Below are 25,336 nucleotides of genomic sequence, written 5' to 3'. Positions count from 1 at the left end.
TCACGATAACGGGATGAGCGAGGCGTACTGGAGATCCGCCCGGTACAGCGCGCGTCCGGGGAACGCCTGGCGGCAAGCCTCCTCGTATCCGGGACCGAGGTCGAGGGCGAAGATGACCGGCGCTTGGAGCCAGGGATCGTTCCGGACGAAGAAGGGAGCGTAGTCGGTCCAGTAGCGCGCCGGAACGAGGATCAGGCTACCGTGTGGAGCTCGTTCGGCGATGGTGCGAGCCGGCTCAGCCGTGATGTGGTTCCACTGGCGGTAGCTTTGCCAGAATGGGACACCGGTTCGGATGAGACCCCAGCCGATGAGTGAGACGAGGATGAGCACCGCTCCCACGCGGAGGATGAGCGGTGCCTGCCGCGAAGGGGCCAGGAGGAGCCAACTCGTTTCCAGCCACCTGAGCGCGGTGAGAAGCCCGCGCGCCGAGAGGAGTGCCAAAGACCCGAGCGCCTCGGCGTAATAGCGCGGACCGTACATCTCGCCGGTTGTCCAGTAGGCCATATGGACGAGGATCAGCGACGCGGCCTGAGCAGCCAGGAGGAGATCGAGCGTCGTCGGTCGAGAGAGCGGGCGCCCGGGCGGGAGACGGAAGGGATGAGCGAGTGCCTGGATCACTGCCGCTGCGGTGACCAGGACTGCGGGAACGAGATCGAGTCGTCCCGGCCAGCCGTAGAGGAGTCGTTCCAGGGCACGGAGGTTCCAGCGAGTATTGAACCAGCCGTCGCGGAGCGTGTGATGACCATCGGGCGAGATGCCTGATCCGAAGCCGACTTTATCGAAGGGCCACCAAAGCTGGTAACCGAAGACGAGCGGGTCGCCGGTCGTCCGCTGGTTGTAGGCCAGGAGCGCTGCCGTGGCCAGGAGGCCGCTCGCCGCGAAGAGGAGTGCTGGTGGGCGCCAGGCCGGCACTCGCCAGAAGCGCCAGGTCGACCAGAGGACAAAGGGGAGGAGGACGCCGAGCGCGGTGAGCGGGCGGGCCAGGACGAGCAGAGCGAGCGCCACCATGCCGGGCATCGCCGCACGTGCACTGGGGCGATCGACGGTTGCGAGGAACGACCAGGTGAAAAGCAGGGTAAGGGCCAGGCACACGGTATGCGCCATCAAAGACGCGGCTTGGAGCAGGAAGAACGGCGAAACGAGCAGCAAGAGGCCGGCTAGCCAAGCAGTCGTGGCATCGTACCAGCGGCGGCCGATCGCGACGATGAGGAGAATGCAGGCAGCAGCAGCGAGGGCATTGACGAGGGGAGGATAGCCTACCAACACGCCGAGCGAAAGAACGAGTGGATAGCCGGGTGGATACTTGCCGAACCACATGCCGTCGCGGACGATGACGAAGGGGATGAAGAAGGCTGCCGGGAGCGGTGGAGCTGGTGCGAGGAGGTGTCCCCGGGCGTAGGTCATCGCCTGGAAGAGAAAAGCGACCTCGTCCTCGGTGTGCGGCAAAGCCTCGAAGACGACCCGGTTGAGGACGATGCTCGATTCGGCAGCAAAAAAGGCGAGGACGAGAGCGAGGGGATCGCTCGGACGAAACCTCGAGAACAGATTCATCGAAGAGAGCCTCCATCAACGACCATGGACACTCAGGATCAGACGAACGGCCGCGTCCAGTCCGGGACGGTGTACAAGGCGGATGGAGTATACCTGCGATGGTCGGCCGTCCGGGTCAGTGCTCCCTCGAATACTGGTAAATCGCCGGTGGCTCGTCTCTCCCGCAGAGGCGGGGCGAGGGGTATCCGTCCTTCTGGCGAAGAGCTCGGAGAAGGAGATCTGCCGTGCAGTGAGATGATGGCCGGGGTTCAGCCCTTCCTCCGCCACCCGGGAGGTGCTCACGGGGCTCGCGGTGGCATCGTGTCGCTGCGTATGCCGCGACCGGCCTCGAGATGAGGCGGGACGTGGTGAAGGCCAGTCTCTCGGCGAAAGGAAACCCCCGAGAGTCATCCGAGGCAGCAGCGGCGAAGTGGGAGAAGTTGTCGAGATGAGCAGCTCGACTTGACAGGAAGCGGGATACTCGTCTACGCTCAGCCTGTCGGTGTGTGGAGCGACGGGTAGAGTGCTCGCGTCTGGGGTAGGCTGTCCTGCACGGGGCAGACCCCAGGAAACGAGAGGATGCGAGAATGCCATACGAGTATCTGGACCACGAAGCGGATATCGGCCTGGAGGCGACCGGAGCGAGCCTGGAGGAAGCGCTCCGGGATGGGGTGCGTGGTCTTCTCGCGCTCCTGGTGGATCCGGAGACGGTGGAGCCGCGCCAGGCGGTCCCGGTCCAGGCGACCGCGAGCGATCCTGGCTCCTTGTTCGTCGCTCTGCTGAACGCTGTACTGGCTGCCGTGGATCTCCACGGTATGTTTTTTCGCGACTTCGAGTTGACGCATCTGGAGCAAGTTGACGATCACTGGGTGGTCGAAGGGACACTCTGGGGAGAACCGATCGACCTGAACCGACACGCGGTCGAGATCGAGGTGAAAGCGGCGACCTACGGCGGATTGCTCGCCGAGGAGAACGAGGCAGGTTGGCGCTTGCGCTGCGTGCTCGATCTCTGACCGGCTGTACCGCGTAACTGGGAGGGAGAACCATGAATCGAGCACTGCACGTGCGGAAGATCCATGAGTATCTTTTCGAGATCCCGCCGCACGGCAAGATGCGCGTTCCGGCCAGACTGTATCTCGACGAGCGCTCGCTGCGCGAACTGATGGAGAACCAGAGCAGCGAAGAGTGGAATGCGCTCAAGCAACTGGAAAACGTGGCGTGCTTGCCGGGAATCGTCAAGGCAGCGATGGCGATGGCGGACGTCCATCCCGGCTATGGCTTCCCAATCGGGGGTGTAGCGGCCTTCGATCCAAAAGATGGAGGCGTGATCAGCGTCGCCGGGGTGGGATTCGATATCAACTGCGGCGTGCGTTGCTTGCGCACTCACCTCACACGCCGCGACCTGACAGGGAAAGAGGAGAAGTTGGCAGATACGATGTTCGAAGTGATCCCGGCAGGTCTCGGCAGTACCGGGGAACTGAAGCTTTCGACGAAAGAGATCGACCGTGTCCTCCGGGAAGGGGCGCGGTACGCGGTTCGGCTCGGCTACGGGCGCGAGGACGATTTGGAGTACATCGAGGAGCATGGCTGTCTCAGCGATGCTGATCCCTCAGTCGTCAGCCATACGGCCAAGCAGCGGCAGATGGCGCAGGTGGGAACGCTCGGCTCGGGAAACCACTACGTCGAAGTACAGGTGGTGGACCAGATCTACAACGCGCGCGCAGCGGAAGCGTTCGGGCTGGAATTGGGACAGATCGTGATCATGCTACACACCGGCAGCCGGGCACTCGGGCACCAGATCGGGACCGATTATCTCCCGTTCCTGGAGAAAGCGACCCGGAAGTACGGAATCGAGGTACCGGATCGGGAACTGGTGTGTGCACCGATCGAGAGTCCGGAGGGCCAGCAATATTTCAGGGCAGTGATGGCGGGAGCGAACTGTGCGTTCGCCAACCGGCAGGTGCTCGCGCATCTCGTGCGTCAGGCCTTTTGGAAGGCGTTGCGTGTGCCCGATACGGCGATCGAAACGCTCTATGAGGTGGCACACAACACCGTGAAGTGGGAGGTGCATGAGGTGAATGGTGAGCGCCGCCGACTGCTCGTCCATCGCAAGGGTTCGACGCGCGCCTTCGGGCCAGGACGCCCGGAACTTCCGGAGCGGTATCGAGCAGTGGGGCAGCCCGTCCTGGTGGGCGGGACGATGGGTACGGCGAGCTACATTCTGGTGGGTACCGAGCAGGGTATGCGAGAGACGTTCGGAACGGCCCTGCATGGTGCCGGGCGAGCGAAGTCCCGGCGTCAGGCGAAGCGCCAGTATCCGGCTGAGCGGATCATCGAAGAGCTGCGCAAGCAGGGGATCATCGTCCGAGCCCACGGGAAGGCTTCGATCAGCGAGGAAGCGCCCGGAGCCTACAAGGATGTCGAACATGTGGTCGAGGTAATGTGCAATGCCGGTATCGTGGCGCGTGTCGCCCGGTTGCGCCCGATCGTCTGCCTGAAGGGGTGAGACGATGGGTGATGACCGGCGTATGGCCTTCCTGTTCGATCTGGACGGCACACTCGTCGATTCGGTCTACCAGCATGTCGTGGCCTGGCGGGAAGCGCTGGAGGCGATCGGAATCGAGCTCTCGATCTGGCGGATCCACCGGCGCATCGGGATGAGCGGTGGGCTGTTTCTCGCTGGTCTCTTGCGCGAGACGGGCCGAGCAGTGACGGCCGAGGAGATCCGGCGCGTGCAGCAGGTTCATGCGGAGACGTATGGTCGCTTGCTCGGTCAGGTTCGTCCCTTGCCAGGGGCACGGGAACTGCTCGACGAACTGACGCGGCTGGGAATTCCTTGGGCGATCGCCACGAGTGGCCGGTTGGAGAGTGCGCGCAAGACCGTCGCTGTCTTGGGGTTGGATGCAGACCAGATCCCGCTCGTGACGCGCGATCATGTGCGGCACGCGAAGCCTGATCCCGATCTCTTCCTCGCGGCAGCCGAGCGTCTCGGCGTGGAGATCGGGGAGTCGGTGGTGGTTGGGGACAGTGTTTGGGATATGCTGGCCGCCCGCCGCGCACGGGCTTTGAGCGTTGGCCTGCTTTCGGGCGGCTACGGAGCGGGCGAACTCCTGGAGGCGGGAGCCTACCGGGTGTACGACGATCCGGCCGATCTCCTGCGACATCTCGACGAAGTGGGTGTGCGGGCGGCCGATTACGAGTGGACGCTGGCTGAGCCATCCTGAGATCCAGAGTGACTGACGGAATGACCCTGTTGCGGTGGTAGAGGAAGGTCGGACAGCCGTCTCGGCTGCGGTGGCATCGTCAGCTGGTTCGAAGGGATGCGATCGACGGACGCTCCCCCGGAGCGCCGGATGAGCCATCACGTCGCACCGACTGGATACAAGAGTTCGTAGTCGGCTGTGCGGCGGGGAATGCGCAGACTGAGTCGTCCCTGGTCTCCGTCCCAGCGAAACATGATGGGAACCGTCACCGTGCGGAGCGACCGGGCCGCGGCGACCCGCTCGATTTCGATGTACGTGACCTCGTCATCGGCCGCGAGGGCACGGCAGAGTTCGGCCAGAGCTGGTGGTAGATCGGTCAGCGAGATCTCTAAGCCGGCGAGGGAGCCTCGTTCGGTGACGTCCAGGAGGCCGCGCGCATGAGCGATCGGGGGAGCGCTCGCTCGGGCCAGCTGGCCTGGTAGCTCCAAATCGAGCACGAGCACGTCGTCGGCCGGATCGTAGCAGAGTCGCATCGGTCATCGTCTCCCGGGTTCCGCAGGCACGAAGAAAGGGTAGCATGGAGAGCGGGGAGGATCGGGGAGAGGTCGCGCGCATGGGCTGGTATCGGCGGATCGTCACACCGCTCCTCTTTCGGCTGGATCCGGAAGATGCCCACCGGCTGGTACTCGGGGTACTCAGCAGGCTGTCCCGCTGCCCTGGGTCGGAACGGGTGCTGCGGCGCGTGTTCCGGGTGCCCGATGACGAGCGGCTGCGGGTGGAAGTGGGCGACCTGACGTTTCCGAATCCGATCGGCTTGGCCGCTGGTGTAGACAAGAATGCGGAAGCGGTGGCAGCCTGGTTCGGCCTCGGCTTCGGTTCGGTCGAAGTCGGGACGGTTACCCCTTGCCCACAGGAAGGGAATCCCCGTCCCCGACTGTGGCGTTTCCCGGAGGACGAGACCTTGGTCAATGCGCTGGGCTTCCCCAGCGACGGTGTGGCAGCCGTGCGGGCGCGACTCGTCGGCCGCTGGTTTCCCGGGCCAGTCGGCATCAATCTCGGCAAGAATGCGTGGACCCCGCTGGAGCAGGCGGTCGTGGATTACTGCGCGACGCTGGTGGCGCTGTGGGACGTCGCCGATTACGTGGTGGTGAACGTGAGTTCGCCCAATACGCCGGGACTCCGGGAATTGCAGCGGGGTGAGCGACTCGAGCAGGTGCTAGCCGCGGTTCAGGAAACCAACCGAACACTGGCGGCACTCCAGCGTGCCCGACCGCGCCCACTCTTCGTCAAGGTCTCGCTGGACCTGGACGCTGGGGCACTGGCTGACGCCATCGAGATCGCGGTGGCAGTGGGAGCGGACGGCCTGATCCTCGGCAATACGAGCATCGATCCGTCGCTCCGCCCAGCTGGTGCAGGAGCATTGCCGGGTGGGGTGAGTGGGCGTCCGCTCCGCAAGAGAGCGGTCGAGCTCTTGAGCAACGCTGCGGATCGCGCCGGGGGACGTCTCGCTCTGATCAGCGTGGGTGGAGTGCTGGAGACGGACGACGTGATCCAGCGCCTGCGCCTGGGTGCCGATCTGGTGCAGGTCTATACCGGTCTGGTGTTTCGAGGTCCGGCTCTGCCGGCCGTGCTGTTGCGTGGGCTCCTCCGGTATCTCGACGAACAGGGGCTGCCGTCGGTACGGGCGCTCCGCGGGCGTTGAGCGCGTTTCCGTTCGCGCGCTGCCGTGTCCGTTCGCCGTGGGGCCGCTTTCATGCCGTTGAGCGCGTTTCCGTCAGCGTGCGAGCTGTGCTGGCGTCGGGCTGACGTGTTCGAGTGGGCGACCACGCGTCTCTTCGCCGAGCAGGAGCACGTCGGCCGCGATGACGGCGAAGACGGCCATGAAGAGCGCGAAGACAGCCGGCTGAGAGAAACCGCCGCTGGTGAGCAGCCAAGGGGTGAGGTAGGGAGCGATGATGCCAGCGATACGGCCGAAACTCGCGGCAGCACCCGAGCCGAAGCCCCGCAGCGTCGTGGGATAGAGTTCCGGCGTGTAGGTATAGACGACCCCCCAGGCGCCGAGATTGAAGAAGGAGAGCGCACAACCCCAAAGCACGAGAATCGGCGCTGTCCCGGCGTTCCCGAGTAGCCAGGCGGAAAGCGCCGAGCCGAGCAGGTAGGTCACCAGCGTCGGCTTGCGGCCCCACCGATCGACAAGGTAGGCGGCCGAGAAGTAGCCAGGGATCTGCGCGAGTGTCGTGATGAAGACATAGGTGAAGCTGCGGGCCACCGTGAGCCCGCGTTCGACCAGCAACGAGGGAAGCCACGTGAAGACGCCGTAGTAGGCGAAGACGATGCCGAACCACAGGAGCCAGAGCATCACCGTACGCCGGAGGAGCTGCCGACTCCAGAGGGCGCGAAACTGCTGGGCAAAAGACGGGTGCGGGGGAGCAGGTGTCGTGGTCACTTCAGCAGGCGGCATACTCGCGGCTTGCTCGAAGCGACGCAAAACAGCGACCGCCTCGGTGTGCCGACCAGCGATATCGAGATAGCGGGGAGACTCGGGGAGCTGGCGGCGCAGATACGCAGCGGTCAGCGCAGGCAGCGCGCCGATGAGAAAGGCAACGCGCCAACCCCAGCTCGGCAGCTGGGGAACGACGAGCAGGCCGATGACAGCAGCCAGGATCCATCCATACGCCCAGAAACTTTCCAAAATGACGAGCATGCGACCACGATGGCGAGCCGGAGCGAACTCGCTGACGAGCGCTGCGGCGACCGGTAGTTCACCGCCGAGCCCGATACCGGTGAGGAAACGGAAGAGGATAAGGGACGGGAAATTCCAGGCGAGCGCGCAGAGAGCGGTACCGAGGCTGTAGAGGAGCAAATTGGCGAGAAACATGGTTCGGCGGCCATAGCGGTCGGCGAGTCGGCCGGCCAGGAGTGCCCCGAGGAACATGCCGAGAAATCCGGCACTGGCGACGAGTCCGAGCTCGGGACGGCTCAGATTCCAGTCGCGTCCGAGACTGACCAGGACGAACGCGACGAGGCCGACATCCATGGCGTCGAACATCCAGCCGATCCCAGCGAGCAGGACGATGCGCCAGTGCTCGCGCGTGAGTGGGAGTTCGTCCAGGCGTTGGCTGAGCGAGAGCATGGTAACCCTCCGATCTGCCACCCTCCCGTCTGGTGCGCAAGCGTACTGCGAATGCACACCACAGTGCGGTGGTCGTTCGGTATCCGCGAACGAGGCTGCTCATGCAGGTCGAGGAGGAGTTACTCCAGAGCGAGGGGCTGGTGTGCTCACCTCGCGGAAGGATGCGGTATGATCGATTCAGGTTCTCGGCCGATCAGGGGACGACGACAGTGGAGACGAGGCTGCCGATGCTGGAGGAGCTTGCCCGCGAGGCGGGTGGGGACTGGCCGCTCGTCGCGCGGCTTGCTCACCTGGTGGCTCTGGCGGTGCGGGGACAGCTGGCACTGGAGGTCGGAGCTGGTCCCGGGGTCGTGACCGTGTGGTTAGCCGATGCGATGGAGCAGACCGGCGGTCGTTTGGTCGTGCTGGAACAGGATCCGATAGTCATCGAGTCCGTCACTGGACGCCTGGAGGACCTGGGGCTGATGGAGCGCGTGCAACTCCTGCAGGGGGACGCTCACCGGACGATCCACACGGTGGCTGGGCCGTTCGATCTGGTCCGGCTGGCGGCCGACCGGAGCGGCTATCTCGACTACTACCGGGCCGTGCGGGACCGGCTGCGACCGGGTGCAGTCATCCTGGCGGAGGGATTGGCCAGGGAGGCGGCGCGGCCGTTTCGGGAGACGGTACGGGCCGAGATCGACTTGCGGACGGTGGAGTTGCCCATGCGCGGGCAGAGTCTGATCGGGGTCTGGTGGCCGAGTCGAGGGCGTGAATGAAAGGAGGACGGAGCGATGCCGATCTATGTGATGTTGAGCAGCCTGACCGACGACGGAATGGAGACGCTGCACGAGCATCCCGAGCGGATCAAGGAGGTCAATGCGGAGATCGAGCGTCTCGGGGTGAAGGTCTTGCATCAGTGGGCTGTCTTGGGGCCGTACGATTTCGTGAACATCGTCGAGGCACCGGACAACGAGACGATCGCGCGCGTCTCGGTGGAACTCGGAGCGCGTGGAACGGTCAAGCTGATGACGATGCCCGCCATCCCGATCGATGACTTCATCGCCCGGCTCAAGGAGGGACGAGCAGAAGGCGACGACTGAGCCTCTTCCATCCTCGCGCTCGTGCTTCGTTCAGCCCCAGGTGGCAGGGGGCGAGGTCGCGTGCTCTTGCAGATTACGAAAACCGTTCGCGGCGAGCGAGAGGCAGTGGTGAACCCGCTGAGTGAGTCGTTACCTGGCGCTGTGTCGCGAGGGCCGGAGACAGAAGTAGGCTGTGCGGCACGGACTGCAGCGCAGATCGGGTGCGGTCGCGCGTTCTCTCACCGGCGATCGGTCGTGTGCACCGAGAGGTGGGCGTCACTCGCTGTCCGGCTGGTTGGGAACGAGGACGACCGTATTGCGGTACGTGTCCACGTACTTCCGATACTGGACGCGGAAATCCGATGTCCCTTTGATAGTGAGGTCACGGACGATGACCTGACCCTCGATGGCCGTTCCGTAGGGATTGCCGTGCATGGTGACTTGCGAGCAGGGCGCGTAAAAGAGCCCGCGGACGTAGAACTCGCCGTTACCCTGGCTGTCGAAGAGCGAACAGTTGGCGATCCAGACGGCCATGCCGGCGAGGCCACCGGGATACGGGATCGACTGCGGTGCCTCGAGGTGCAGTTCGCCGTTTTTGGGATCGATGAGGTTGCCTGTGCCGGTCACGTAGAGGAGGACACCCTGTGTTTCGAGCCGGGTGTTGGTATTGCCGAGCTGGATGGTCGTGTTGTCGAGGTACACGACTGGAACGCTGCCTGGGTCAGCGGTGAACTTGACAATGCGTGCCTGCGTGCAGGGTCCACGTCCGCTGGCGCGGGGGAGGTCGCGGGGCAGCTGCAGTCCACGATAGAGGCCAGGGCCGAGAGTGACGGTTTCCGCGCAAGGTGGGAGCTGCCGACATTCGAGGGATCCAGTGTAGCCGGTGCAATCGGGGCGCCAGTCGTAGCGGAGCGCGCTGAGCGGCGGCGCTGACACGCGGCCGGCGAGGGGATCGGGGACATAGTCGCCCAACTCCGCGTTGAGACAGTCGTATTGCCAGGTGCCGTTCTGGTTGATCATGCCAGCAGCATCGATGCAGCCATCGACGATGAAGGTCACCGTACCTCGCGTATCGATGGCAGCGTTGGAGCGAACGCTGGCGCCGTGTCCGCTGGGTCCTCGCCCGAGGACATAGATATCGGTCGTTCCATTGGCGTAGATGCCTGGGTCGGTGATCAGGTCCTCGAGCGCGAGCAGCGCGTATTCGCCAGGGGCCTGGGTGATGCGGGCGGTCGCGCGGGCAGCGATACGCAGCGAGTCGGTGCCCAAAACGGGGAGAAAGAAGAGCGACACTGAGCGCTCGAGCCTGACGCGCACGGTATCGGGACGGATGATGGAGATCGAGTCGGAAGGGACTGGCGGGGGAAAGCCATTGGCCGCGGCGTACGTCGTAGCTGCGAGGACGACCTGGCTATCGGTCGCTGCCCGGGCGAGCAGCTCGCGGGCACCGGCGAGGGCCGCTGCATCGGCCGCGTTCTGCGTGAGTCGCCGCTGGGCATAGAGGTAGGCGGCATCGGTTCCCAGGGCAGCGAAGCCGAGCAAGGGGACGAGCAGGAGCGCGAGGAGCGGGAGTGCTTGAGCGCGGGCCGCGTGACGCATGGCGCCCTCCTCAGTAGTGAACGATCATCGTGCTGCTGGTGCGCATGGTGAGACCAGCGCTGGGAATCGCGAAACCGACGAGCGGACGGAAGGGGTAGGCGAGTTCGACAGTGACTCGCTCGCCAGGGGTCAGGGAGCCGTCGAGCTGGACGGTCACCTGATCGGCATCAGGGATGGAGAGACGTGGCAAAAGGTGAGCGCGGACGCTCGCGGCGGTCGCCGGCTGACAGGGCGGATGCTGCGCGCAGAGTTCGCCGTGGACGGCTGCGAAGCGCGCACCCTCGCGGGCTGCATTGGTGAGCTCGCTGTAGACATAGAACGCCCAGCCGAACTCGATGATGCCGAAGATGAAGAGAAACAAGAGAGGGGCAACGAGTGCGAACTCGACGAGGTTCTGGCCGCGACGTGCTCGGTGCGTCATGGCAGCACTCGCATCTCGGCGGTCCGGCGGATGACCAGCTGGTCACTGAGTCGATCACCGGTGACGGGCAACGGAACAGGGAGCATGGTGCGAACGGTGAGCGTGGCAGTCACGCGGACAGCGTCCGGCTTCCCGTTCTGGAAAGTGACACTGGTGGTAATCGTGGGTTGGCTACCGAAGAGCAAGGGAAGGCCGGTCGCTCGGTACTCGGTGAGCGCGGCGGTACGGATGCCGTTACTGTCGGTGGCATTGGCAGACGAAAGGGAGCCGTAGTGCGCGCCCTCCCGGGCCACATTGGTCAGGGCGATACCGGCGTAGAGGAGCCGACCGTAGTCGACAACGGCAGCGAGGACGAGCAGCAGCACGAGGAGGCCGAGTGCGAACTCGACCAGCGACTGACCGGGTTGGCGCAGACGCTGCTCGATCATGTCCCGACGCTCCCGGCGCACTCCGTGCTCGGTTGCAGGATCGGCAAGCGATGGACGAGCGTGGTAGAGCTTTTCGTACCGGCCTGCGAGAGGGATGCCAGGGCGAGTAGCACTACTCGACGAGCCAGACGGTCGGCCGGGTAATGACCACGTGCTCGACCCGCTCGATGCGGATGTCGGTATTGCCGTTCGTCGTGAAACGATTCACGATCAGCTGGCCCCGTGCCCAGGTCCCGGAAGCGTTCCCGCGGAGATCAAGCGTGCCGTTGGGGAGGTAGAGAATGCCGTCCACGCGTGCGCCGCTGTTGCCAACCATGCGCAGTGTGGCGGTATTTCCGCGGGCTTGAAAGAGGACGAGACCAGGTTGCATACCAGGATAAGGAAGCCTGCGCGGGTCGGTGACGCCGCTGAGCTGATAACGGGTATTCCCGACGACATCGAAGGCTGAACCTGGCCCGAAGTAGAAGAGGACGTCGCGACCGGTGACCGTCTGGTTGCCCTGGAGGCGGAACGTTCCCCTCTCGAAGTAATACAGGCCGGGAGGGATGTTCGAGTCGGTATTGCCGGTGAGCGCGAAATCGGAGTCACGCAGGTAGACGAGGACGTCGCAGGGGAGGACATCGACCAAGTCGAAGTTGCCCTGAACAGCGAACGAACTTTGGTCGAAGTACAAGCGAAACTCCTGGCCGGAACTCGTACACGGGGTCGGTTGCCCCCGGAGTGTCAGACGGACGTTCCCACCGAGCGAGAATGCTGATCCCTGGAAGACATAGGTACCGGGACTCATGATGACCGAAGCGTTCCCGCCGATGGAAAAGCCGTTGTCGAAGTAGTAGAAACCAGGGCCGAGGACGACCGATCCGTTTCCTGAGAAACTGACAGGGCGATCGAATTGGTAGGTTCCGCCAGAGAAAGAGAGTGTTCCGTTTCCACTATAGGTGATAGCGCTGGTGTACCGTCCTGGTGGACAGGTCATCGTGTTGCCGCTGGATGAGCAGGTGACAGTCGGGCCTCCGGGAGGATTGGGGATGGTCGGTCGAGGCGGCTCCGGCATATCGGCGAGCGGGTCGTCGACCGGACTCAGGCCACTCCGAACCCCTTGCCCAGCCTGGAATCGGCAGTTACCGGTTTGGGAAAAAGTCAGTGCCGCATCGACTGTGCCATCGGCCTGGAAGATGCCGTTTCCCACGCAGCGCATGCCGCCGTTGGACATGGCGCTGCCACCGATGATGCGCACGCTCACGTTGCCGATCAGGTTGACGGTAGAGGGATTATCGCGCTCGAGCGCGAGGAAAGCATAGTCGGTCGGTTTTTGGCCGACGCGAGCGGCTGCATTCGCGTTCGTTTCCCAAGGACCGCGATAGAGAGCTCCGAGGAAAAAGCGCTCGATCGCCGCCCGCGCACTGACGCGCACTATCCGCGTCGCGGGATCGACCTGGACATCGAACTGCGTGACAGTCAGCCCTTCACCAGGGTCGTGGTTGGCGGAGAGGTTGCCATCGAATGCCTGCTGGGCTGCTGTCCGTGCCTCGCTCGGCGAACGCCCTTCAAACAGGGCCCGCGCCCCAGCAAGTGCCGCGGCATCGACGGCATTCTGCAGGAGACGACGCTCGGCATAGGCGTGGGCAACGTCGACCGCCAGTGCACTGAAGCCCAGTAAAAGGAGAAGGATCAGCGCGAGGAGGAGCAAGACCTGGCCAGGCGATGCCTTGCGCCAGCCAGACGAGCGAGTTGCAGGATGGACCAGGCGCACGACCAACCTCCAGCAGCGCTGACGTCTCCTCGAAGAGAACATACGATCGGTCGTGCAACGAGCGGTAGAACCGAAAGTACCGAATCGGCTGCTGATCCGGGTGCGAGGCCAGCGGTTGCCCTTTCGAGGGAAGGGGCATGCTGGTGAGCGGCATCGCGCAGGTTCGATCGGTGGTGCGAGGGAGGGGTAGCGTTGGCACGAGTGGGGACAAGGAACCTCCAGGCATTGTAGGATGCGCAGATGGAAGGAGGCGCGCGATGACTGATCCGCGGATCGCCAAATGGGCACGAGTGCTCGTGGACTACTCGCTCGCGGTGCAACCAGAACAGCTCGTCGTGATCGGGGGAACGCCGCTCGCTGCTCCCTTGATCCGCGAGGTCTATCGCCTCGTGCTGGAACGGGGTGCTCATCCGGTCGTGCAGGTCGCGCTGCCGGGACTCGCTGAAATCATGTTCCGCGTGGCGAACGACCAGCAACTCACGTTCGTGTCACCGGACGAGCGACTGGGGCCGGAGCAGGCTGATGCGCTCTTGCGTATCCTGAGCGAGAGCAACACCAAGGCGTTGACCGGGGTCGATCCAGCTCGCCAGCAGCTGCACCAACGGGCACGGACGGAACTGCGTCAGACCTACCTCGAGCGGGCAGCTGCTGGGAAGCTGGCCTGGTGCGTGACGCTCTATCCGACCGAGGCGTATGCGCAGGACGCGGAAATGGCGCTCGCCGAATACGAAGAGTTCGTCCTGCGGGCCGGCTTCCTCGATCGGGAGGACCCGGTAACGGCCTGGCGGGAGCAGTCGCGCGAGCAAGCGCGTATCATCGACTGGCTCGCGGACAAACGGGAAATTCACGTGCGGGCACCAGATACCGATCTCCGCTTGTCGATCGCTGGACGACGCTTCGTGAATGCCGATGGACGAAAGAACTTCCCCGACGGTGAGATCTTCACTGGGCCGGTCGAGGATTCCGTGGAAGGGACGATCCGCTTCAGTTATCCGTCGATGGTGCAGGGGCGGCAGGTCGAGGATATCCGGCTGTGGTTCGAAGGAGGCCGAGTCGTCAAGGCGACGGCGGCGCGGAATGAGGCGTTCTTGCATCGCATGCTGGAAACCGATGAGGGGGCACGCCTCGTCGGCGAGTTCGCCTTTGGGCTCAACCGATCGATTACCCGCTTCACCGGGAACATCTTGTTCGACGAAAAGATCGGGGGAACGCTCCACTTGGCGATCGGTGCTGGCTATCCCGAAACCGGGAGTCGCAACCGCTCGGCGGTGCACTGGGACATGATTTGCGATCTGCGGCGAGACAGCGAAGTGTGGGTCGATGGCCAGCTGTTCATGAAGGACGGAGAAATCCTGATCTAATCTAATTGAGCGAGGCAACCGCAACCGGCTGGCCGTTCGGACTGGTCGCCTGCGCGTTGGTCTCGAGCGTGATCGCGAGGGCATCGTAGAGACGAAGCGGCTCGCGTGGGGAGAGGAACAGTTCGGCATGACCGTGTTCATCGATCGGCAGGATACCCGCCTGACGATAGTCTTCCCCGCGGACGAGCCAAACCACGTAGGCTTGACCGGGGGCCGGGCGGGGCAGCCCCTCGACGGCGATCAGCGCGGTATTGCTGGACGGATCGAGAATGATCGCGCCGTGCGCGTCGCGGGCGGCTCCGTGTCCCTGGAGGCGGATCAAGAGACCGTCGCGCTGGGCGAGGAGCTGGACCACGGCGCGTCGCTGCGAGTCAGCTTGGCTAGCGAGCTGGGCACGCTGCTGGGCGACCTGCTGCTGCTGGAGAAGTTGCCAGCCGAAGAAGGCAGCGAGAACGGTCGCGGCGGTCGCCAGGAGCCAGGCAGGACGTCGCAACCAAGCGACGAGGCTCGAGGCGGGCTGCCGGAGGTGAAGCTCGGCGCGGAGCCGACGGCGAGCGCGAGCGGGGACCGGTTGGGGGGCGGGAGCGAAGGCGAGCAACTGCGCTGTCGAGCGGAGTTCGGCAGTGACGGCACGACAGCGCGCGCAGCGAGCGAGATGATGCTCGACCACCTCCAATTCTTCAGGGTCGAGGACGCCGAGCGCGTAGCCGGGAAGGAGATCATCCGGACAGTTGGCGACCTGAGGTGCTGGCTCGGTCATGGCGCACGCTCCGCTGGCTGTTCGCGCAGGAGCTGCTGTAACTTCTGCATTCCCAGCCGTAAGCGCGTCTTGATGGTGCCGATCGGTTCACCCAGGACCGCCGCGATTTCGCTGTGGGTGAGGCCAGCGTAATAGGCGAGTTCGATCGCCAGGCGCTGGGGTTCGGGAAGCTGCGCCATCGCTCGACGCACCCGGTCGCGGAGCTCGCTCGCTTCAGCTGCCTCATGGGCCGACGCCGCCTGGTCGATCTCGTGCCAGGGGAGCGTGGTCAGGTCCACGAAATCCGCCCGTTGTGGGCGGCGCCGGCGAGCGCGGAGGGTATCGATGGCGAGGTTGTGTGCGATACTCATGAGCCAGCTTCCGAACGAGCCGCGTCGTGCCTCGAACCGTGAGGCCTGCTGCCAAAACCGCAAGAAGGTCTCCTGCAGCAGCTCTTCAGCCTCGCTGGGATCGCCCAGCATGCGACAGGCGAGCGAATAGACCGGTCGAGCGTACCGATCGTAGAGCAGCTCGAAAGCTCGGGTATCGCCGTCGGCAACGCGCCGGACGAGCAGCTCGTCGCTGCAGGCTTCCAGCTCTGCGGTTTCGTTCGCCCGGCGAACGATCCCACCGCATTGGACTATACGACGATACGTCTCGCTCAGATGCATCGTCCGGCTCCCCGCTGACGAAGGCGAGTATACCGGAGAGCATGCTCAGGGTGTGCGGAGGGTGCGATCGTAGAAGAGAACGGTACGCTCGATGAATTGTCGCCACGCCGGAGGCGAGAACGCGTGTCCCTCGCCGGGATACTCGAAGTACTCGACTCGTTTCCCAGCGAGGAGTAAGCTGTCACGAATAGCCCGTGACCATTCCGGCGGCGTCACGGTATCGGCGGTACCGACGTGGATCTGGACAGGGCAGTTCACGAAGTGAAAGTGAAAGAGTGGCGAGGTCGATCGCAAGAACGTTTCGTCCTGAGCTGCTTGCGCGTAAAGCGGCCCCAGCGGATCGTCGGGGCGCGCACCGTTGCCCCACTTGCGGATATTGTCGAGATCCCAGCCACTCACAGGCGCGTACAGCACGGCAGCGCGGATACGGTCGTCGATACAGATTGCTTTGGCCACGAGCCCGCCGCCCATGCTGTGTCCCCAGAGACCGACGCGCGTCGGATCAGCTTCAGGGAGAGAGGAGAGGGAGCTGATCAGCTCCAGGGTATCGATGACGATGCCGGTCCGGAAATAATTGGGACCGGTATCGGAACCACCCCAGCCGCGAAAGTCGGGCGCGAGGCAGAGGTAGCCTCGGCGGGCCAACTCATCGGCCGCTTGGATCGTGTCGGCACCAGTCCAGTACTGGTCTGGCGGTATGTACCCGTGACAGAGAATGACGACAGGAAATGGTCCCGGACCGTGGGGTCGGTGCAGGCCGCCGGTGATGCGCAGCCCATCGGAGGGATAACGGATATGGAAGTAGGTGTAGGTATCGGTCTCGGTAACGGTACGGAGGAGTTCGATCTGGCCGCCACGATACTGGCGGGCACGGAGGCCTTCGATGGTGTAGGCCGCGAGAGGGTGCGGTGTCGGTGACGGGAGGAGCGTGGGGCTCGGCGACGGCTGGGATGAAGGTGTCGCGGTCGGTGTGACGCTCGGTGTCGGCTGGAGAAAAGGAGAGGGCCGGGGTGCGGTGGTGACCGTCGACCCCGGCCCGAGAGAGGAGGTGGGAGAGGGCAGGCTGGGAGTTTGCGTTGGGTTAGGTCGGTTGCGGCAGGCTGCCGCGATCCCGAGACTGGAGAGAAGCAGCAGGCGTCGCGTGAATCGTGCCGGCCGCCTCATGACTGCGGTTCGACCGTGAAGTCCAGCTCCAAGGTGATCGTCTCCTCCACGCTCAGGACGATCGGCACACGCGGTTGCGTCATGCCGAAGTCGGCGAACGTCACCGTGGTGGTCGCTGTCCCGGTGATGCGCGACCCGTCGACGGTCGCACGAACGTCCCAGACGACGGGCTTGGTCACGCCGTGGACAGTGAGATTCCCCTCCAACTGAAAGCTGAATTCCCCACTCTGGGGCAACGGCCACGGGAGCCCGCGGGCAGCGGTGGGCTGGAATTCAGCCTTGGGAAAACGAGCGACCTCGAGCGTGTTCTGTTTGATGTAATTGTCACGACGCGCCTCGTCGCTCCGCAGCGTCGTGAGATCGACCGTCACGCGCGACTGCGCGCTGTCGATGGCTCCGTCGGCCATGAACACGATGCGTCCCTCGATCGCCCGCGTGCTACCTACCGCGTCGTTGGGCAGAGATCGGCCCAGCAGTTGCTCGCGCACCCGATAGCGCGCCTCGCTCTGTTCAGGCACGATGCGGAAAATCAGACCAGCACTGGCTTCACTACCAGTAGCAGGTGTTGCCATCATTGCGCGCGTCGGGGTCGGGCTGGCGGTGGAGACGGCCGTCGGCGTGTCGACCGGGCCCGGGATCAAGGCAGTGGGCATCGGGGTGGGTGAGGGGGCCAGCGGTGTGGCGGGGAGGGGAGTCGCCGTGGGAGCAGCGCTTCCTCCACACGCCGCGAGCAACAGCGCGGCGATCGCTGCGATGATCGCCATTCTTTCGAACAGTGCACCCAATCGGTGCTGCGTCCTCACGTCGTTCCTCCCGAGCAGCAGCGTAATCGACGAGCCTGAGAAACGAGCAAGAGTGCGGTAAGAGTTCGCTGAGAATCGGGCGAGTGGACAGAACGCCGTGGTAGGATGCGAGACGAGCAATGGAGGTCGGCTGGAAGCGGAGTCGCGGCGATGACGCACGTGCTGGTGGTGGATGACGACACGCGACTAGTGGAGATGCTGCGGCGAACGCTGTCGTACGAGGGTTTCACGGTGAGCGTTGCGCAGTCGGGCGATGAGGCGTTGCGCCTGGTGGCGGAGCGGCGACCGGATCTGATCGTGCTCGACTGGTTATTGCCGGGAATGGACGGGTTGGCGGTAGTCCAGCGCTTGCGAGCGGCTGGTGATGGCACGCCGATCCTGATGCTGACGGCGCGGGACGCGGTGGAAGACCGCGTTCTGGGGTTGGACAGCGGAGCCGACGACTATCTGGTCAAGCCGTTCGCACCAGCTGAGCTTCTCGCGCGCATTCGGGCTCTTCTGCGTCGAGTCGAACCGGCTAGCGACGAGAAGCCCCTCGTCTTCGCTGATTTGGTCTTGGACCCGGTGACGCGGGAGACGCGGCGCGGTGACCGCTCGTTCCGCTTGAGCCCGCGCGAGTTCGATCTGCTCTCGTACTTCATGCGGCATCCTCGCCGCGTGTTGACGCGGAATCAGATCCTGCTGGCAGTGTGGGGACACGACTTCGACGGATACGATAGCGTGCTCGATGTCTACATCGGCTATCTCCGACAGAAGCTGGAGGCCGGTGGGGAGCCCCGACTGATCCATACCGTCCGGGGTGTGGGCTATGTGTTGCGGGAGTCCTGAGGAGAAATGTCGATCCGGCTGCGTTTGACGCTGCTCTACAGTGGGATCCTGGTCTGCACGCTGGTGATCTTTAGCGTCGTGCTCTACGTGCTGGTTGCCCGCTTCAGTCTGCAATGGCAAGAGCGAGCACTGGCCGAGGAAGCGGCCCAGATCGTCACGCAAGGTGAGTTTCGCCTGACGGTGATTCGGACGCCGCAGGGCAAGGTGGCGATACCGCAAACCTTCGTGCAGACGCGCGATCTTTCCGGGCAAGTGATCTCGCGCTCGATCAACTTGAACGGTTACGAATTGCCGCTCAGCAGTCAGGGCCTCACAGCTCTGACGAACGGACAGGCGACCGGCTGGTTGGAGATCGTGCGGACCGACAATGGGCGCCTGCTCGTGTACAGTCGGACGGTCACGGCCAACGGCCAGCCGGTCGGCATTCTGCAGGTGGCGCGACCGCTCGCCGATCTCGATCAAGCGCTCGCGATGCTGCGCCGCTACTTGACGGTCGGCACCGTGGTGTCAACGATCACTGCCTTTTTCGTCGGCTGGGTATTGGCTGGCGCGAGCCTGCGGCCGATCAATCGGATCACACAGATCGCTCGGGAAATCGGGCAGGCGCGTGACTTCAGCCGACGAGTGGACTACGACGGACCGAACGACGAGATCGGTGCGCTGGTGACGACACTGAACGAGATGCTGACCGAGCTCCAGGCGGCCTATCAGCAAGTCGAGCATGCCCTGCAAGCACAGCGCCGGTTCGTGGCGGATGCCTCTCACGAGCTGCGTACACCACTGACCACCTTACGGGGGAACGTCGAACTCTTGCAACGGGAGCCCCCGCTTCCTCTCGAGGAACAGCGAGCGATCCTGGCGGACGTCGCGGCGGAGATCGAACGGATGATTCGGCTGGTCCGCGAACTGTTGACGCTGGCGCGAGCCGACGCTGGTCTCCGCCCACGGCTGGAGCCGGTGCAGCTGGGGTCGCTCGTGGAGGATGCAGTTCGGCAAGCGCAACTCTTGCGACCGCGACCGGTCGCCAGGGTGCGAGTGGAGCGCGACGTCGTCGTGCGGGCTGATCGGGATCTCCTCTATCAGGTGCTGTTGATCCTTCTGGACAACGCGCTGAAGTACACGCCGGAGGACGGCATGGTGGAGGCGACGGTCGTCGTGGAGCAGGGTCGCGCGGGTATCGCGGTCCGAGATACGGGGATCGGCATCGACCCCGCGATCATGCCGCACATCTTCGAGCGTTTCTTCCGCGGCGACAGTGCCCGGAGTGGCGAGGGGACCGGCCTGGGACTCGCGATCGCGAAATCGCTGTTGGAGGCGATGCGCGGCGAAATTCGCGTGGTGAGTCGACCCGGCGAGGGGAGCATCTTCACGGTATTGCTCCCGGTCGAACCAGCGAGCGCGGAAGGCGAAGCTCAAGCGGCGCCAAGCCTCGTGTCTCCCGCGTAGTCGCCGACGATTCTCAGGAGATTCTCAGCTGGATCTTGCCTGATTTTGATCCGCAGCCGGTAGGCTCAGAGCGGAAGCACCGGTGTGCGCGGTGCAGGATGTGCTGGAGGATGCACGATGGAGCAGAGGAGTTCGGTAAGACAGCGGATTCTGCCGCTCTTGGTCGTGATCGGATTCCTGATAGCCGGAGTGATCGGGGGCCTGGCGGGGGCCTCGCTCGCTGGCGAGCGGGGAGCCGGCAGGTCGACGGTCTCGATTGCGGTGACCGCTCCGGCTGAATCTCACCCGCAACCGGTCGCCGAGGTGCAGGCGACGACGGTTGCTGGGCAGGTGTACCAGCGTTACGGGAAAGCCGTCGTCGATGTGATCGCGCAGACATCGAACGGCTTCTTCGACGAGCAAGGCGCTGGTAGCGGTGTCGTGATCGACCAACGGGGGCTCATCGTCACGGCTGCTCACGTGGTCGCGGGAACGAGCACAGTGGAAATTCGCTTCGGAACGGGTGAGCGTGTTTCGGCACAGGTGCTGGGTACCGACGAGGCGAACGATATCGCCCTGCTTCGCGTCGACCGCCTTCCCGAAGGAGTGCCGGTGGCGGTGCTCGGCGACTCCGACCGCGTCCAAGTCGGCGATGTGGTGGTCGCGATCGGCAATCCCTTCGGTCTCTCTGGTACGGTCACCCAAGGGATCGTCAGTGCCGTGAACCGGAGCTGGAACCCACCGGGTGATCGGTTACGGACGGGACTGATCCAGACCGATGCACCGATCAATCCCGGCAATAGCGGCGGGCCGCTCTTCGATGCCCAGGGCGAAGTGATCGGCATCACCACTATGATCGAGAGCCCGATCCGAGGAAACGTCGGCATCGGCTTCGCCGTTCCGAGCAACACGGTGAAGCGCGTGCTGCCGCAGCTCGAGCAAGGTGCGCAGCTCGAGCCCGCCTGGCTGGGCATTAGCGGGACCGATCTCGACGCGCAGCGGGCGCGCCGATTCGGACTGTCGGTCGACCGAGGGGTCATCGTCCTGAGCGTGGTACCGGGAAGCCCGGCAGCACGAGCTGGATTACGTCCGGCGCAAATGAGTGGATTGGACATCACCCAGCTGGGCGACGTGATCGTGGCGATCGATGGTCAGCCCGTCGCGGGAATGCAGGATCTGGCGGCGCGGATCGGCGCACATCAGCCGGGCGACACGGTCGAGCTGACAGTGTTGCGCGATGGACGCCAGCAGACCGTTCGGGTCACACTCGGCCGCTGGCCTCAGCAGCAGGGATGACCTTGACGCTGGCGTACGGTGTGTGCTAGTATATGTAGGTTTCGAAACGTCGTCGTGCGGTGTCCGTACGACGCGTCCGAACAACGGAGGTACGAGAGACCCATGACGGAACGTGAACTGCAGGAACTGCTGGAACTCGAAGAACTGATCGCGTCGGAAGGGCTCGAGGAGGTCGAAGAGATCGAGGAGATCGAAGAGTCCGACGATCTCATCGATCAGGCGGCCAACGATGCGGTGTACCGCTATTTCCGTGAGGTGGGGGGTCACCGGTTGCTGACCCACCAGGAGGAGATCGAGTACTCCCGGGCCGTACGGGCTGGTTTGGCGGCCCGCAAGCGGATCGAGGCCGGTGAAGACACTCCTGAGCTGCGCGAACTCGTGCGCAAGGGGCAGGAGGCGCGCGAAAAGCTGATCCGGCACAACCTGCGCCTGGTCGTCTCGATCGCCAAGCGTTACCGCTCGAGCGAACTGCCGCTGATCGATCTGATCCAGGAGGGGAACATCGGTCTGATGACGGCGGTGGAGCGGTACGATCCGGAACTGGGTTACCGCTTCAGCACCTATGCGACCTTCTGGATCCGCCAGGCGATCGGGCGTGCCGTGGCCAACTTGAGCCGAACGATCCGGGTTCCCGTCCACATGCATGACTTGATCGCCAAGATCCGGCGCGCGGAGGCACAGATCGAGCAGCAGAAGGGTCGACCAGCGACGAACGAGGAACTGGCTGAACTGTTGGGCATCGATGTGGCGCGGATCGAGCAGGCCCGAACGCAGATTCCGCGAACGTCCTCGCTCGACAAGCCGATCGGTGAGGATGGCGAGAGCTCGATCGGTGATCTTTTGCCTGATCCGAGGAGCGATGACGTGGTCGAGGAAGCGTTGACCAATGCGATCCGCGAGCAGATCCGCCGCAGCCTGGAGCAGCTCACGGAGCGCGAGCGCACCGTCCTGGTGATGCGCTTCGGTCTGGACGGCGAGCAGCCGCGCACCCTGGCGGAAATCGCCGATGCGCTGAAGATCAGCCGCGAGCGTGTCCGCCAGGTCGAGAAGGAGGCGCTGCAGAAGCTGCGCAACTCCGACCTGCGCTTGCTGGCGAGCGCGGCCTGACATTGACGATCTCTCGACGTCGAGCGGGCCGGTCTCCCGAAAAAGGGAGTCCGGCCCGATTCGTTCAGTCGTGATCGTGCTGATGCTCGGGGTCGTGCCAGTGTGGATGCGAGTGCTGGAGCGATCCGTGCCAGTGCAGGTGCTCGTGGATCAGATTGGCGGTCAGGAGAAGTTCGTGATCGGCGAGCACCTGGGCCGGCGCCCCCTCAGCGATGGGTCGGTGCTCGCGTTCCCCAAAGACGATCAACCGTGTGCCGAGTGCGGCGGCCAGATCCAGTTCGTGGGTGGCGATGACCAGCGTGTGCCCGCGCGCGTGCAAGGTGGCGAGAAGCTCGATCAGCTGCGCGCGGCTCCGCGGATCCAAGTTGGCTGTCGGCTCATCGAGCAGGATCACCTCTGGCTCCATCACGAGCACCGTCGCCAGGGCGACGCGTTTCTTCTCCCCACCGCTCAACTCGAAAGGAGCGCGGTCAGCCAGGTGCTCGAGAGCGAGTTCGGCCAGGACACGCTGGACTGCGTCGCGCACACGGTCCGGTGACCAACCGAGCTGGAGAGGGCCGAAGGCGACATCGTCGAAGACGGTCGGTGAAAAGAGCTGGACATCCGGTTCCTGGAAGACGAGCCCGACGCGCTGGTGGAGCCAGTAGCCGAGTTCGGGATCATCAGCAGCCGACGTGATATCCCGACCGAAAGCGAAAATCTGGCCACTCGAGGGTCGATACAGACCGTCCAGGATTTTGAGCAGTGTCGATTTGCCGGAGCCGTTCGGGCCGAGTACGACGAGCGCCTCGCCGGCTGCGATCGTCAGATCGACATCGACGAGAGCCGGGATGCGGCCGTGGTAGGCGTAACTCACGCGGTGGAGCTCGAACACGGTCCTCATGGATGAGCCAAATCGATCAACCAGAGCGCGGCGCAGGCAGCGGATCCGACCGAGAGGGCGAACCAGTCCGCCTCGGTCAGAGCGCGGGGACGCAGGGTACGCGGCTCGCCGCGGAAGCCCCGAGCAGTCATCGCCTGGTAGACCAGTTCGCTGGTCCGGAGGCTGCGTTGAAAGAGGACAGCGAGTGCCGTGGTCAACCAGCGTCGCTGCTCAGGGCCGGGGATGGCTGACAGCGTTCGGCTGCGACGGGCGAGCAGGAGATCCTGCACGAGCTCGAGGAGCACGAAGACGTACCGGTAGGCCATGGCCAGCACCACGACGAAAACGAGCGGAATGCGAAGGGTGCGCAGTGCCGCGAGCAGATCCGACCATCGCGTGGTGAGCATGAGCGCGGCGGCCGCCAGAACCGAAGTGGTGACGCGGAGCAGCAGCGTCAGCACGCTCCAGGCGCCGGTGGTGCTAATAGTCAGGCCGAACGGCAGGTGCAGGAGGGGCGGTCCGGGCACGACGAAGAGCGCTGGGACAGCGACGAGCAGGGTGAAGACCGGTAGACCGAGACCGAGACGAACGACGATCGATGCTGGTATCCGGCTGGCGGCGAACAAGATGAGGAGTAGAACCAGCAGGGCGAGCTGCATCAGAGCGGTCTGAAGACTCGCGGCGACGAGGAGCGCGAAGCCGAGTAAAACAACCTTGACGCGCGCATCGAGCCGCTGGAGAAGCCCGGAACGACGGGCTATCTCCTCGGTATAGACCGTGTGCTCGAGCGTGGTGGCGAGGTCAGCGAGCGTTTTTTCCAGAAAGCTGCGGCGAGCCATGTGGCACCTTCGATGCTAGCGCGCGGAGGCAGCGGACCGGTCCTCCGGCGAGCGTGGCTGCAGCAAGAGACGCAGACCGAAGATCAGGGCACTGACTAAACCGATACCGATGATCGCGGAGAGCACGTAGGCAAGCGCCTGTTCGGAGAAGGACGCGCTTTCCGGCATCCACGGCAGACTGTAATCGGGAAGAGGAGCACGCCACCAGCCTTCCCAGCGCGCCAGTCCACTGGGAACGTAGCCGACCAGCTGCTCCAGCTCTTCAGCCGACCACTCGCCCCAGGCAGCACCGGAGGCCACCAGACCGAGCGGTGTGAGCAAGACAAGCACAGCGGTGATGAGCAAGATGAGCGAGCGCTGCCGGGCCGCTGTCGGCCCCTGGGACGGAACGCTGCCCAAGACTTCCGGGTAGAACCGGTGTACCAGTGTGAGCCCAGCGGCGGTGACGATTCCCTCGGCGAGCCCCGCCACGGTGAGGTGTGGAATGAGCATGGCGGGAACAGCAACTTCCAGACCGTAGGGGCTGTACAGGGCGCGGCCGTTTTCGCTCCAGAGAAGCGGCTGGACACCGAGCGTGAGACCGACCAACAGGGCAGCGACATTGATACCGAAGTAGCCGGCCGCGGCAGCGGCGATGACCCGGCGACGGCTTTCCAGCGGGCTGGAGCCGGCGAGCAGGCGGTAGATTCCGTAGCCGGCCAAGGGCATCGCGACCCCGAGGATGAAACAGTTGGCGCCGATGGCCAGGATACCCCCGTCACCGAAAAACAAGGCTTGGACGATCAAGGCAACCGATGTGGCGACGATCGCGGCCCACGGACCGAGGACGATGGCGGCGAGCACGCTGCCGACCGCGTGTGCGGTGGTTCCACCAGGCACGGGGACATTGAACATCATCACCACGAAGACAAATGCGGAAAAGAGGGCCAGGGCAGGTACCGTGCGACCAACCAGCAGACGACGCAAGCGTTGGGACGCGATGTACCAGAAGGGAAGGATACCTCCCCAGTAGGCCAGTGCTGTTGCCGGGCTGATATAGCCGTCGGGAATGTGCATGGGATCTCTCCCGTGATCGTTGGCGTCCACCCAGTCACCGGAAACAAGCATACCAGC

25 protein-coding genes are annotated in these 25,336 nt (G+C 64.4%); 11 read left to right on the top strand and 14 right to left on the bottom strand.

The annotated features are described in order from the left end of the window. Positions 1-1,551, bottom strand: coding sequence for a glycosyltransferase family protein (locus tag TRD_RS12025; protein WP_012642654.1), 1,551 nt, complete (start codon positions 1,549-1,551; stop codon positions 1-3). A gap of 566 nt (positions 1,552-2,117) precedes the next feature. On the opposite strand from TRD_RS12025, the gene TRD_RS12020 reads away from it, so the two are divergent. The 3 genes from TRD_RS12020 to TRD_RS12010 are packed head-to-tail and all read left to right on the top strand — an operon-like array spanning position 2,118 to position 4,754. Next, positions 2,118-2,543, top strand: coding sequence for an archease (locus TRD_RS12020; protein ID WP_012642698.1), 426 nt, complete (start codon positions 2,118-2,120; stop codon positions 2,541-2,543). 32 nt (positions 2,544-2,575) lie between these two features. Further along, positions 2,576-4,036, top strand: a complete 1,461-nt coding sequence (locus tag TRD_RS12015) for an RtcB family protein (protein WP_012642818.1) — start codon at positions 2,576-2,578, stop codon at positions 4,034-4,036. Between the two features lie 4 nt (positions 4,037-4,040). After that, on the top strand, positions 4,041-4,754 hold the full coding sequence (locus tag TRD_RS12010; RefSeq protein WP_012642697.1) for an HAD family hydrolase: 714 nt from the start codon (positions 4,041-4,043) through the stop codon (positions 4,752-4,754). A 137-nt stretch (positions 4,755-4,891) separates the two neighbouring features. On the opposite strand, the gene TRD_RS12005 is transcribed toward TRD_RS12010, so the two are convergent. After that, a complete protein-coding gene (locus TRD_RS12005) occupies positions 4,892-5,266 on the bottom strand; it encodes a hypothetical protein (RefSeq protein WP_012642747.1) in 375 nt (124 codons plus the stop codon). A 44-nt stretch (positions 5,267-5,310) separates the two neighbouring features. Here TRD_RS12005 and TRD_RS12000 point away from each other — a divergent pair, with 44 nt between their 5' ends. Beyond that, positions 5,311-6,435, top strand: a complete 1,125-nt coding sequence (locus TRD_RS12000) for a quinone-dependent dihydroorotate dehydrogenase (RefSeq protein WP_012642428.1) — start codon at positions 5,311-5,313, stop codon at positions 6,433-6,435. 72 nt (positions 6,436-6,507) lie between these two features. Here TRD_RS12000 and TRD_RS11995 read toward each other — a convergent pair whose 3' ends face one another. Then, positions 6,508-7,866 (bottom strand): MFS transporter, encoded by a 1,359-nt coding sequence (locus TRD_RS11995; RefSeq protein ID WP_012642410.1) that lies wholly within the window; start codon positions 7,864-7,866, stop codon positions 6,508-6,510. A gap of 227 nt (positions 7,867-8,093) precedes the next feature. On the opposite strand from TRD_RS11995, the gene TRD_RS13965 reads away from it, so the two are divergent. After that, entirely contained in the window at positions 8,094-8,624 is a 531-nt protein-coding gene (locus tag TRD_RS13965; protein WP_169302315.1) for an O-methyltransferase, read from the top strand. Between the two features lie 15 nt (positions 8,625-8,639). Continuing rightward, a complete protein-coding gene (locus TRD_RS11985; RefSeq protein ID WP_012643136.1) occupies positions 8,640-8,948 on the top strand; it encodes a GYD domain-containing protein in 309 nt (102 codons plus the stop codon). A 255-nt stretch (positions 8,949-9,203) separates the two neighbouring features. Here the strand turns inward: TRD_RS11985 and TRD_RS13960 are convergent, their stop codons facing one another. From TRD_RS13960 to TRD_RS11965, 4 genes are all read right to left on the bottom strand, one after another. After that, the gene (locus TRD_RS13960) at positions 9,204-10,526 is read right to left on the bottom strand and encodes a pilus assembly protein TadG-related protein (RefSeq protein WP_012642677.1); all 1,323 of its coding nucleotides are present in this window, start codon (positions 10,524-10,526) and stop codon (positions 9,204-9,206) included. Between the two features lie 10 nt (positions 10,527-10,536). Next, on the bottom strand, positions 10,537-10,947 hold the full coding sequence (locus TRD_RS11975) for a TadE/TadG family type IV pilus assembly protein (RefSeq protein WP_012642877.1): 411 nt from the start codon (positions 10,945-10,947) through the stop codon (positions 10,537-10,539). Next, complete coding sequence (locus tag TRD_RS11970; RefSeq protein ID WP_012642905.1) at positions 10,944-11,375, bottom strand: TadE/TadG family type IV pilus assembly protein; 432 nt, start codon at positions 11,373-11,375, stop codon at positions 10,944-10,946. The genes TRD_RS11975 and TRD_RS11970 overlap by 4 nt, the downstream gene beginning before the upstream one ends. Before the next feature lie 112 nt (positions 11,376-11,487). Beyond that, positions 11,488-13,128 carry a pilus assembly protein TadG-related protein gene (locus TRD_RS11965; protein ID WP_012643040.1) on the bottom strand — a complete coding sequence of 547 codons (1,641 nt, stop codon included), beginning with the start codon at positions 13,126-13,128 and terminating at the stop codon, positions 11,488-11,490. Positions 13,129-13,385: 257 nt separating this feature from the next. On the opposite strand from TRD_RS11965, the gene TRD_RS11960 reads away from it, so the two are divergent. Continuing rightward, positions 13,386-14,489: an aminopeptidase gene (locus TRD_RS11960; RefSeq protein WP_012642807.1), complete on the top strand. Its 1,104-nt coding sequence runs from the start codon at positions 13,386-13,388 to the stop codon at positions 14,487-14,489. 1 nt (position 14,490) lies between these two features. Here the strand turns inward: TRD_RS11960 and TRD_RS11955 are convergent, their stop codons facing one another. The 4 genes from TRD_RS11955 to TRD_RS11940 are packed head-to-tail and all read right to left on the bottom strand — an operon-like array spanning position 14,491 to position 17,866. After that, positions 14,491-15,249 (bottom strand): anti-sigma factor, encoded by a 759-nt coding sequence (locus TRD_RS11955; protein ID WP_012643244.1) that lies wholly within the window; start codon positions 15,247-15,249, stop codon positions 14,491-14,493. Continuing rightward, positions 15,246-15,899: an RNA polymerase sigma factor gene (locus TRD_RS11950; protein ID WP_012643133.1), complete on the bottom strand. Its 654-nt coding sequence runs from the start codon at positions 15,897-15,899 to the stop codon at positions 15,246-15,248. Before TRD_RS11950 ends, TRD_RS11955 begins: the two co-directional genes overlap by 4 nt. A gap of 45 nt (positions 15,900-15,944) precedes the next feature. Next, positions 15,945-17,063 carry an alpha/beta hydrolase family protein gene (locus TRD_RS13955; RefSeq protein WP_012642814.1) on the bottom strand — a complete coding sequence of 373 codons (1,119 nt, stop codon included), beginning with the start codon at positions 17,061-17,063 and terminating at the stop codon, positions 15,945-15,947. Further along, on the bottom strand, positions 17,060-17,866 hold the full coding sequence (locus tag TRD_RS11940) for a YceI family protein (protein WP_012642848.1): 807 nt from the start codon (positions 17,864-17,866) through the stop codon (positions 17,060-17,062). The genes TRD_RS13955 and TRD_RS11940 overlap by 4 nt, the downstream gene beginning before the upstream one ends. A gap of 150 nt (positions 17,867-18,016) precedes the next feature. Between TRD_RS11940 and TRD_RS11935 the strand changes: the two genes are divergently transcribed. The 4 genes from TRD_RS11935 (at position 18,017) to TRD_RS11920 (ending at position 22,522) form a co-directional block, all read left to right on the top strand. Beyond that, complete coding sequence (locus TRD_RS11935; RefSeq protein WP_012642567.1) at positions 18,017-18,694, top strand: response regulator transcription factor; 678 nt, start codon at positions 18,017-18,019, stop codon at positions 18,692-18,694. Positions 18,695-18,700: 6 nt separating this feature from the next. Continuing rightward, on the top strand, positions 18,701-20,140 hold the full coding sequence (locus TRD_RS11930; RefSeq protein ID WP_012642673.1) for a sensor histidine kinase: 1,440 nt from the start codon (positions 18,701-18,703) through the stop codon (positions 20,138-20,140). A gap of 117 nt (positions 20,141-20,257) precedes the next feature. Beyond that, entirely contained in the window at positions 20,258-21,415 is a 1,158-nt protein-coding gene (locus TRD_RS11925) for a S1C family serine protease (RefSeq protein WP_012643246.1), read from the top strand. A gap of 102 nt (positions 21,416-21,517) precedes the next feature. Next, positions 21,518-22,522 carry a sigma-70 family RNA polymerase sigma factor gene (locus TRD_RS11920; protein ID WP_012643088.1) on the top strand — a complete coding sequence of 335 codons (1,005 nt, stop codon included), beginning with the start codon at positions 21,518-21,520 and terminating at the stop codon, positions 22,520-22,522. 64 nt (positions 22,523-22,586) lie between these two features. Here TRD_RS11920 and TRD_RS11915 read toward each other — a convergent pair whose 3' ends face one another. From TRD_RS11915 to cbiM, 3 genes are read right to left on the bottom strand one after another with little or no spacing between them, the layout of a single operon-like run. Then, complete coding sequence (locus TRD_RS11915; protein WP_041437335.1) at positions 22,587-23,405, bottom strand: energy-coupling factor ABC transporter ATP-binding protein; 819 nt, start codon at positions 23,403-23,405, stop codon at positions 22,587-22,589. Further along, a complete protein-coding gene (gene cbiQ, locus TRD_RS11910; RefSeq protein WP_012642706.1) occupies positions 23,402-24,223 on the bottom strand; it encodes a cobalt ECF transporter T component CbiQ in 822 nt (273 codons plus the stop codon). Before cbiQ ends, TRD_RS11915 begins: the two co-directional genes overlap by 4 nt. A 15-nt stretch (positions 24,224-24,238) precedes the next feature. Beyond that, positions 24,239-25,279 carry a cobalt transporter CbiM gene (cbiM, locus tag TRD_RS11905; RefSeq protein ID WP_012642740.1) on the bottom strand — a complete coding sequence of 347 codons (1,041 nt, stop codon included), beginning with the start codon at positions 25,277-25,279 and terminating at the stop codon, positions 24,239-24,241. Between the last annotated feature and the right edge of the window lie 57 nt (positions 25,280-25,336).

It is taken from the genome of Thermomicrobium roseum DSM 5159 (assembly GCF_000021685.1).
Classification (GTDB): domain Bacteria; phylum Chloroflexota; class Chloroflexia; order Thermomicrobiales; family Thermomicrobiaceae; genus Thermomicrobium; species Thermomicrobium roseum.
Note: the sequence above shows the minus strand (reverse complement) of the source record. Positions and strands in the feature narration are given on the sequence as shown.

Coding starts and splice junctions, on each gene's coding strand:
- cbiM (WP_012642740.1), bottom strand. CDS start 25,279: ATGCACATTCCCGACGGCTATATCAGCCCGGCAACAGCACTGGCCTAC.
- TRD_RS11975 (WP_012642877.1), bottom strand. CDS start 10,947: ATGACGCACCGAGCACGTCGCGGCCAGAACCTCGTCGAGTTCGCACTC.
- TRD_RS11920 (WP_012643088.1), top strand. CDS start 21,518: ATGACGGAACGTGAACTGCAGGAACTGCTGGAACTCGAAGAACTGATC.
- TRD_RS13955 (WP_012642814.1), bottom strand. CDS start 17,063: ATGAGGCGGCCGGCACGATTCACGCGACGCCTGCTGCTTCTCTCCAGT.
- TRD_RS13965 (WP_169302315.1), top strand. CDS start 8,094: ATGCTGGAGGAGCTTGCCCGCGAGGCGGGTGGGGACTGGCCGCTCGTC.
- cbiQ (WP_012642706.1), bottom strand. CDS start 24,223: ATGGCTCGCCGCAGCTTTCTGGAAAAAACGCTCGCTGACCTCGCCACC.
- TRD_RS13960 (WP_012642677.1), bottom strand. CDS start 10,526: ATGCGTCACGCGGCCCGCGCTCAAGCACTCCCGCTCCTCGCGCTCCTG.
- TRD_RS11960 (WP_012642807.1), top strand. CDS start 13,386: ATGACTGATCCGCGGATCGCCAAATGGGCACGAGTGCTCGTGGACTAC.
- TRD_RS12005 (WP_012642747.1), bottom strand. CDS start 5,266: ATGCGACTCTGCTACGATCCGGCCGACGACGTGCTCGTGCTCGATTTG.
- TRD_RS11930 (WP_012642673.1), top strand. CDS start 18,701: ATGTCGATCCGGCTGCGTTTGACGCTGCTCTACAGTGGGATCCTGGTC.
- TRD_RS11925 (WP_012643246.1), top strand. CDS start 20,258: ATGGAGCAGAGGAGTTCGGTAAGACAGCGGATTCTGCCGCTCTTGGTC.
- TRD_RS12020 (WP_012642698.1), top strand. CDS start 2,118: ATGCCATACGAGTATCTGGACCACGAAGCGGATATCGGCCTGGAGGCG.
- TRD_RS12025 (WP_012642654.1), bottom strand. CDS start 1,551: ATGAATCTGTTCTCGAGGTTTCGTCCGAGCGATCCCCTCGCTCTCGTC.
- TRD_RS12000 (WP_012642428.1), top strand. CDS start 5,311: ATGGAGAGCGGGGAGGATCGGGGAGAGGTCGCGCGCATGGGCTGGTAT.
- TRD_RS12015 (WP_012642818.1), top strand. CDS start 2,576: ATGAATCGAGCACTGCACGTGCGGAAGATCCATGAGTATCTTTTCGAG.
- TRD_RS11935 (WP_012642567.1), top strand. CDS start 18,017: ATGACGCACGTGCTGGTGGTGGATGACGACACGCGACTAGTGGAGATG.
- TRD_RS12010 (WP_012642697.1), top strand. CDS start 4,041: ATGGGTGATGACCGGCGTATGGCCTTCCTGTTCGATCTGGACGGCACA.
- TRD_RS11915 (WP_041437335.1), bottom strand. CDS start 23,405: ATGAGGACCGTGTTCGAGCTCCACCGCGTGAGTTACGCCTACCACGGC.
- TRD_RS11995 (WP_012642410.1), bottom strand. CDS start 7,866: ATGCTCTCGCTCAGCCAACGCCTGGACGAACTCCCACTCACGCGCGAG.
- TRD_RS11985 (WP_012643136.1), top strand. CDS start 8,640: ATGCCGATCTATGTGATGTTGAGCAGCCTGACCGACGACGGAATGGAG.
- TRD_RS11950 (WP_012643133.1), bottom strand. CDS start 15,899: ATGCATCTGAGCGAGACGTATCGTCGTATAGTCCAATGCGGTGGGATC.
- TRD_RS11955 (WP_012643244.1), bottom strand. CDS start 15,249: ATGACCGAGCCAGCACCTCAGGTCGCCAACTGTCCGGATGATCTCCTT.
- TRD_RS11970 (WP_012642905.1), bottom strand. CDS start 11,375: ATGATCGAGCAGCGTCTGCGCCAACCCGGTCAGTCGCTGGTCGAGTTC.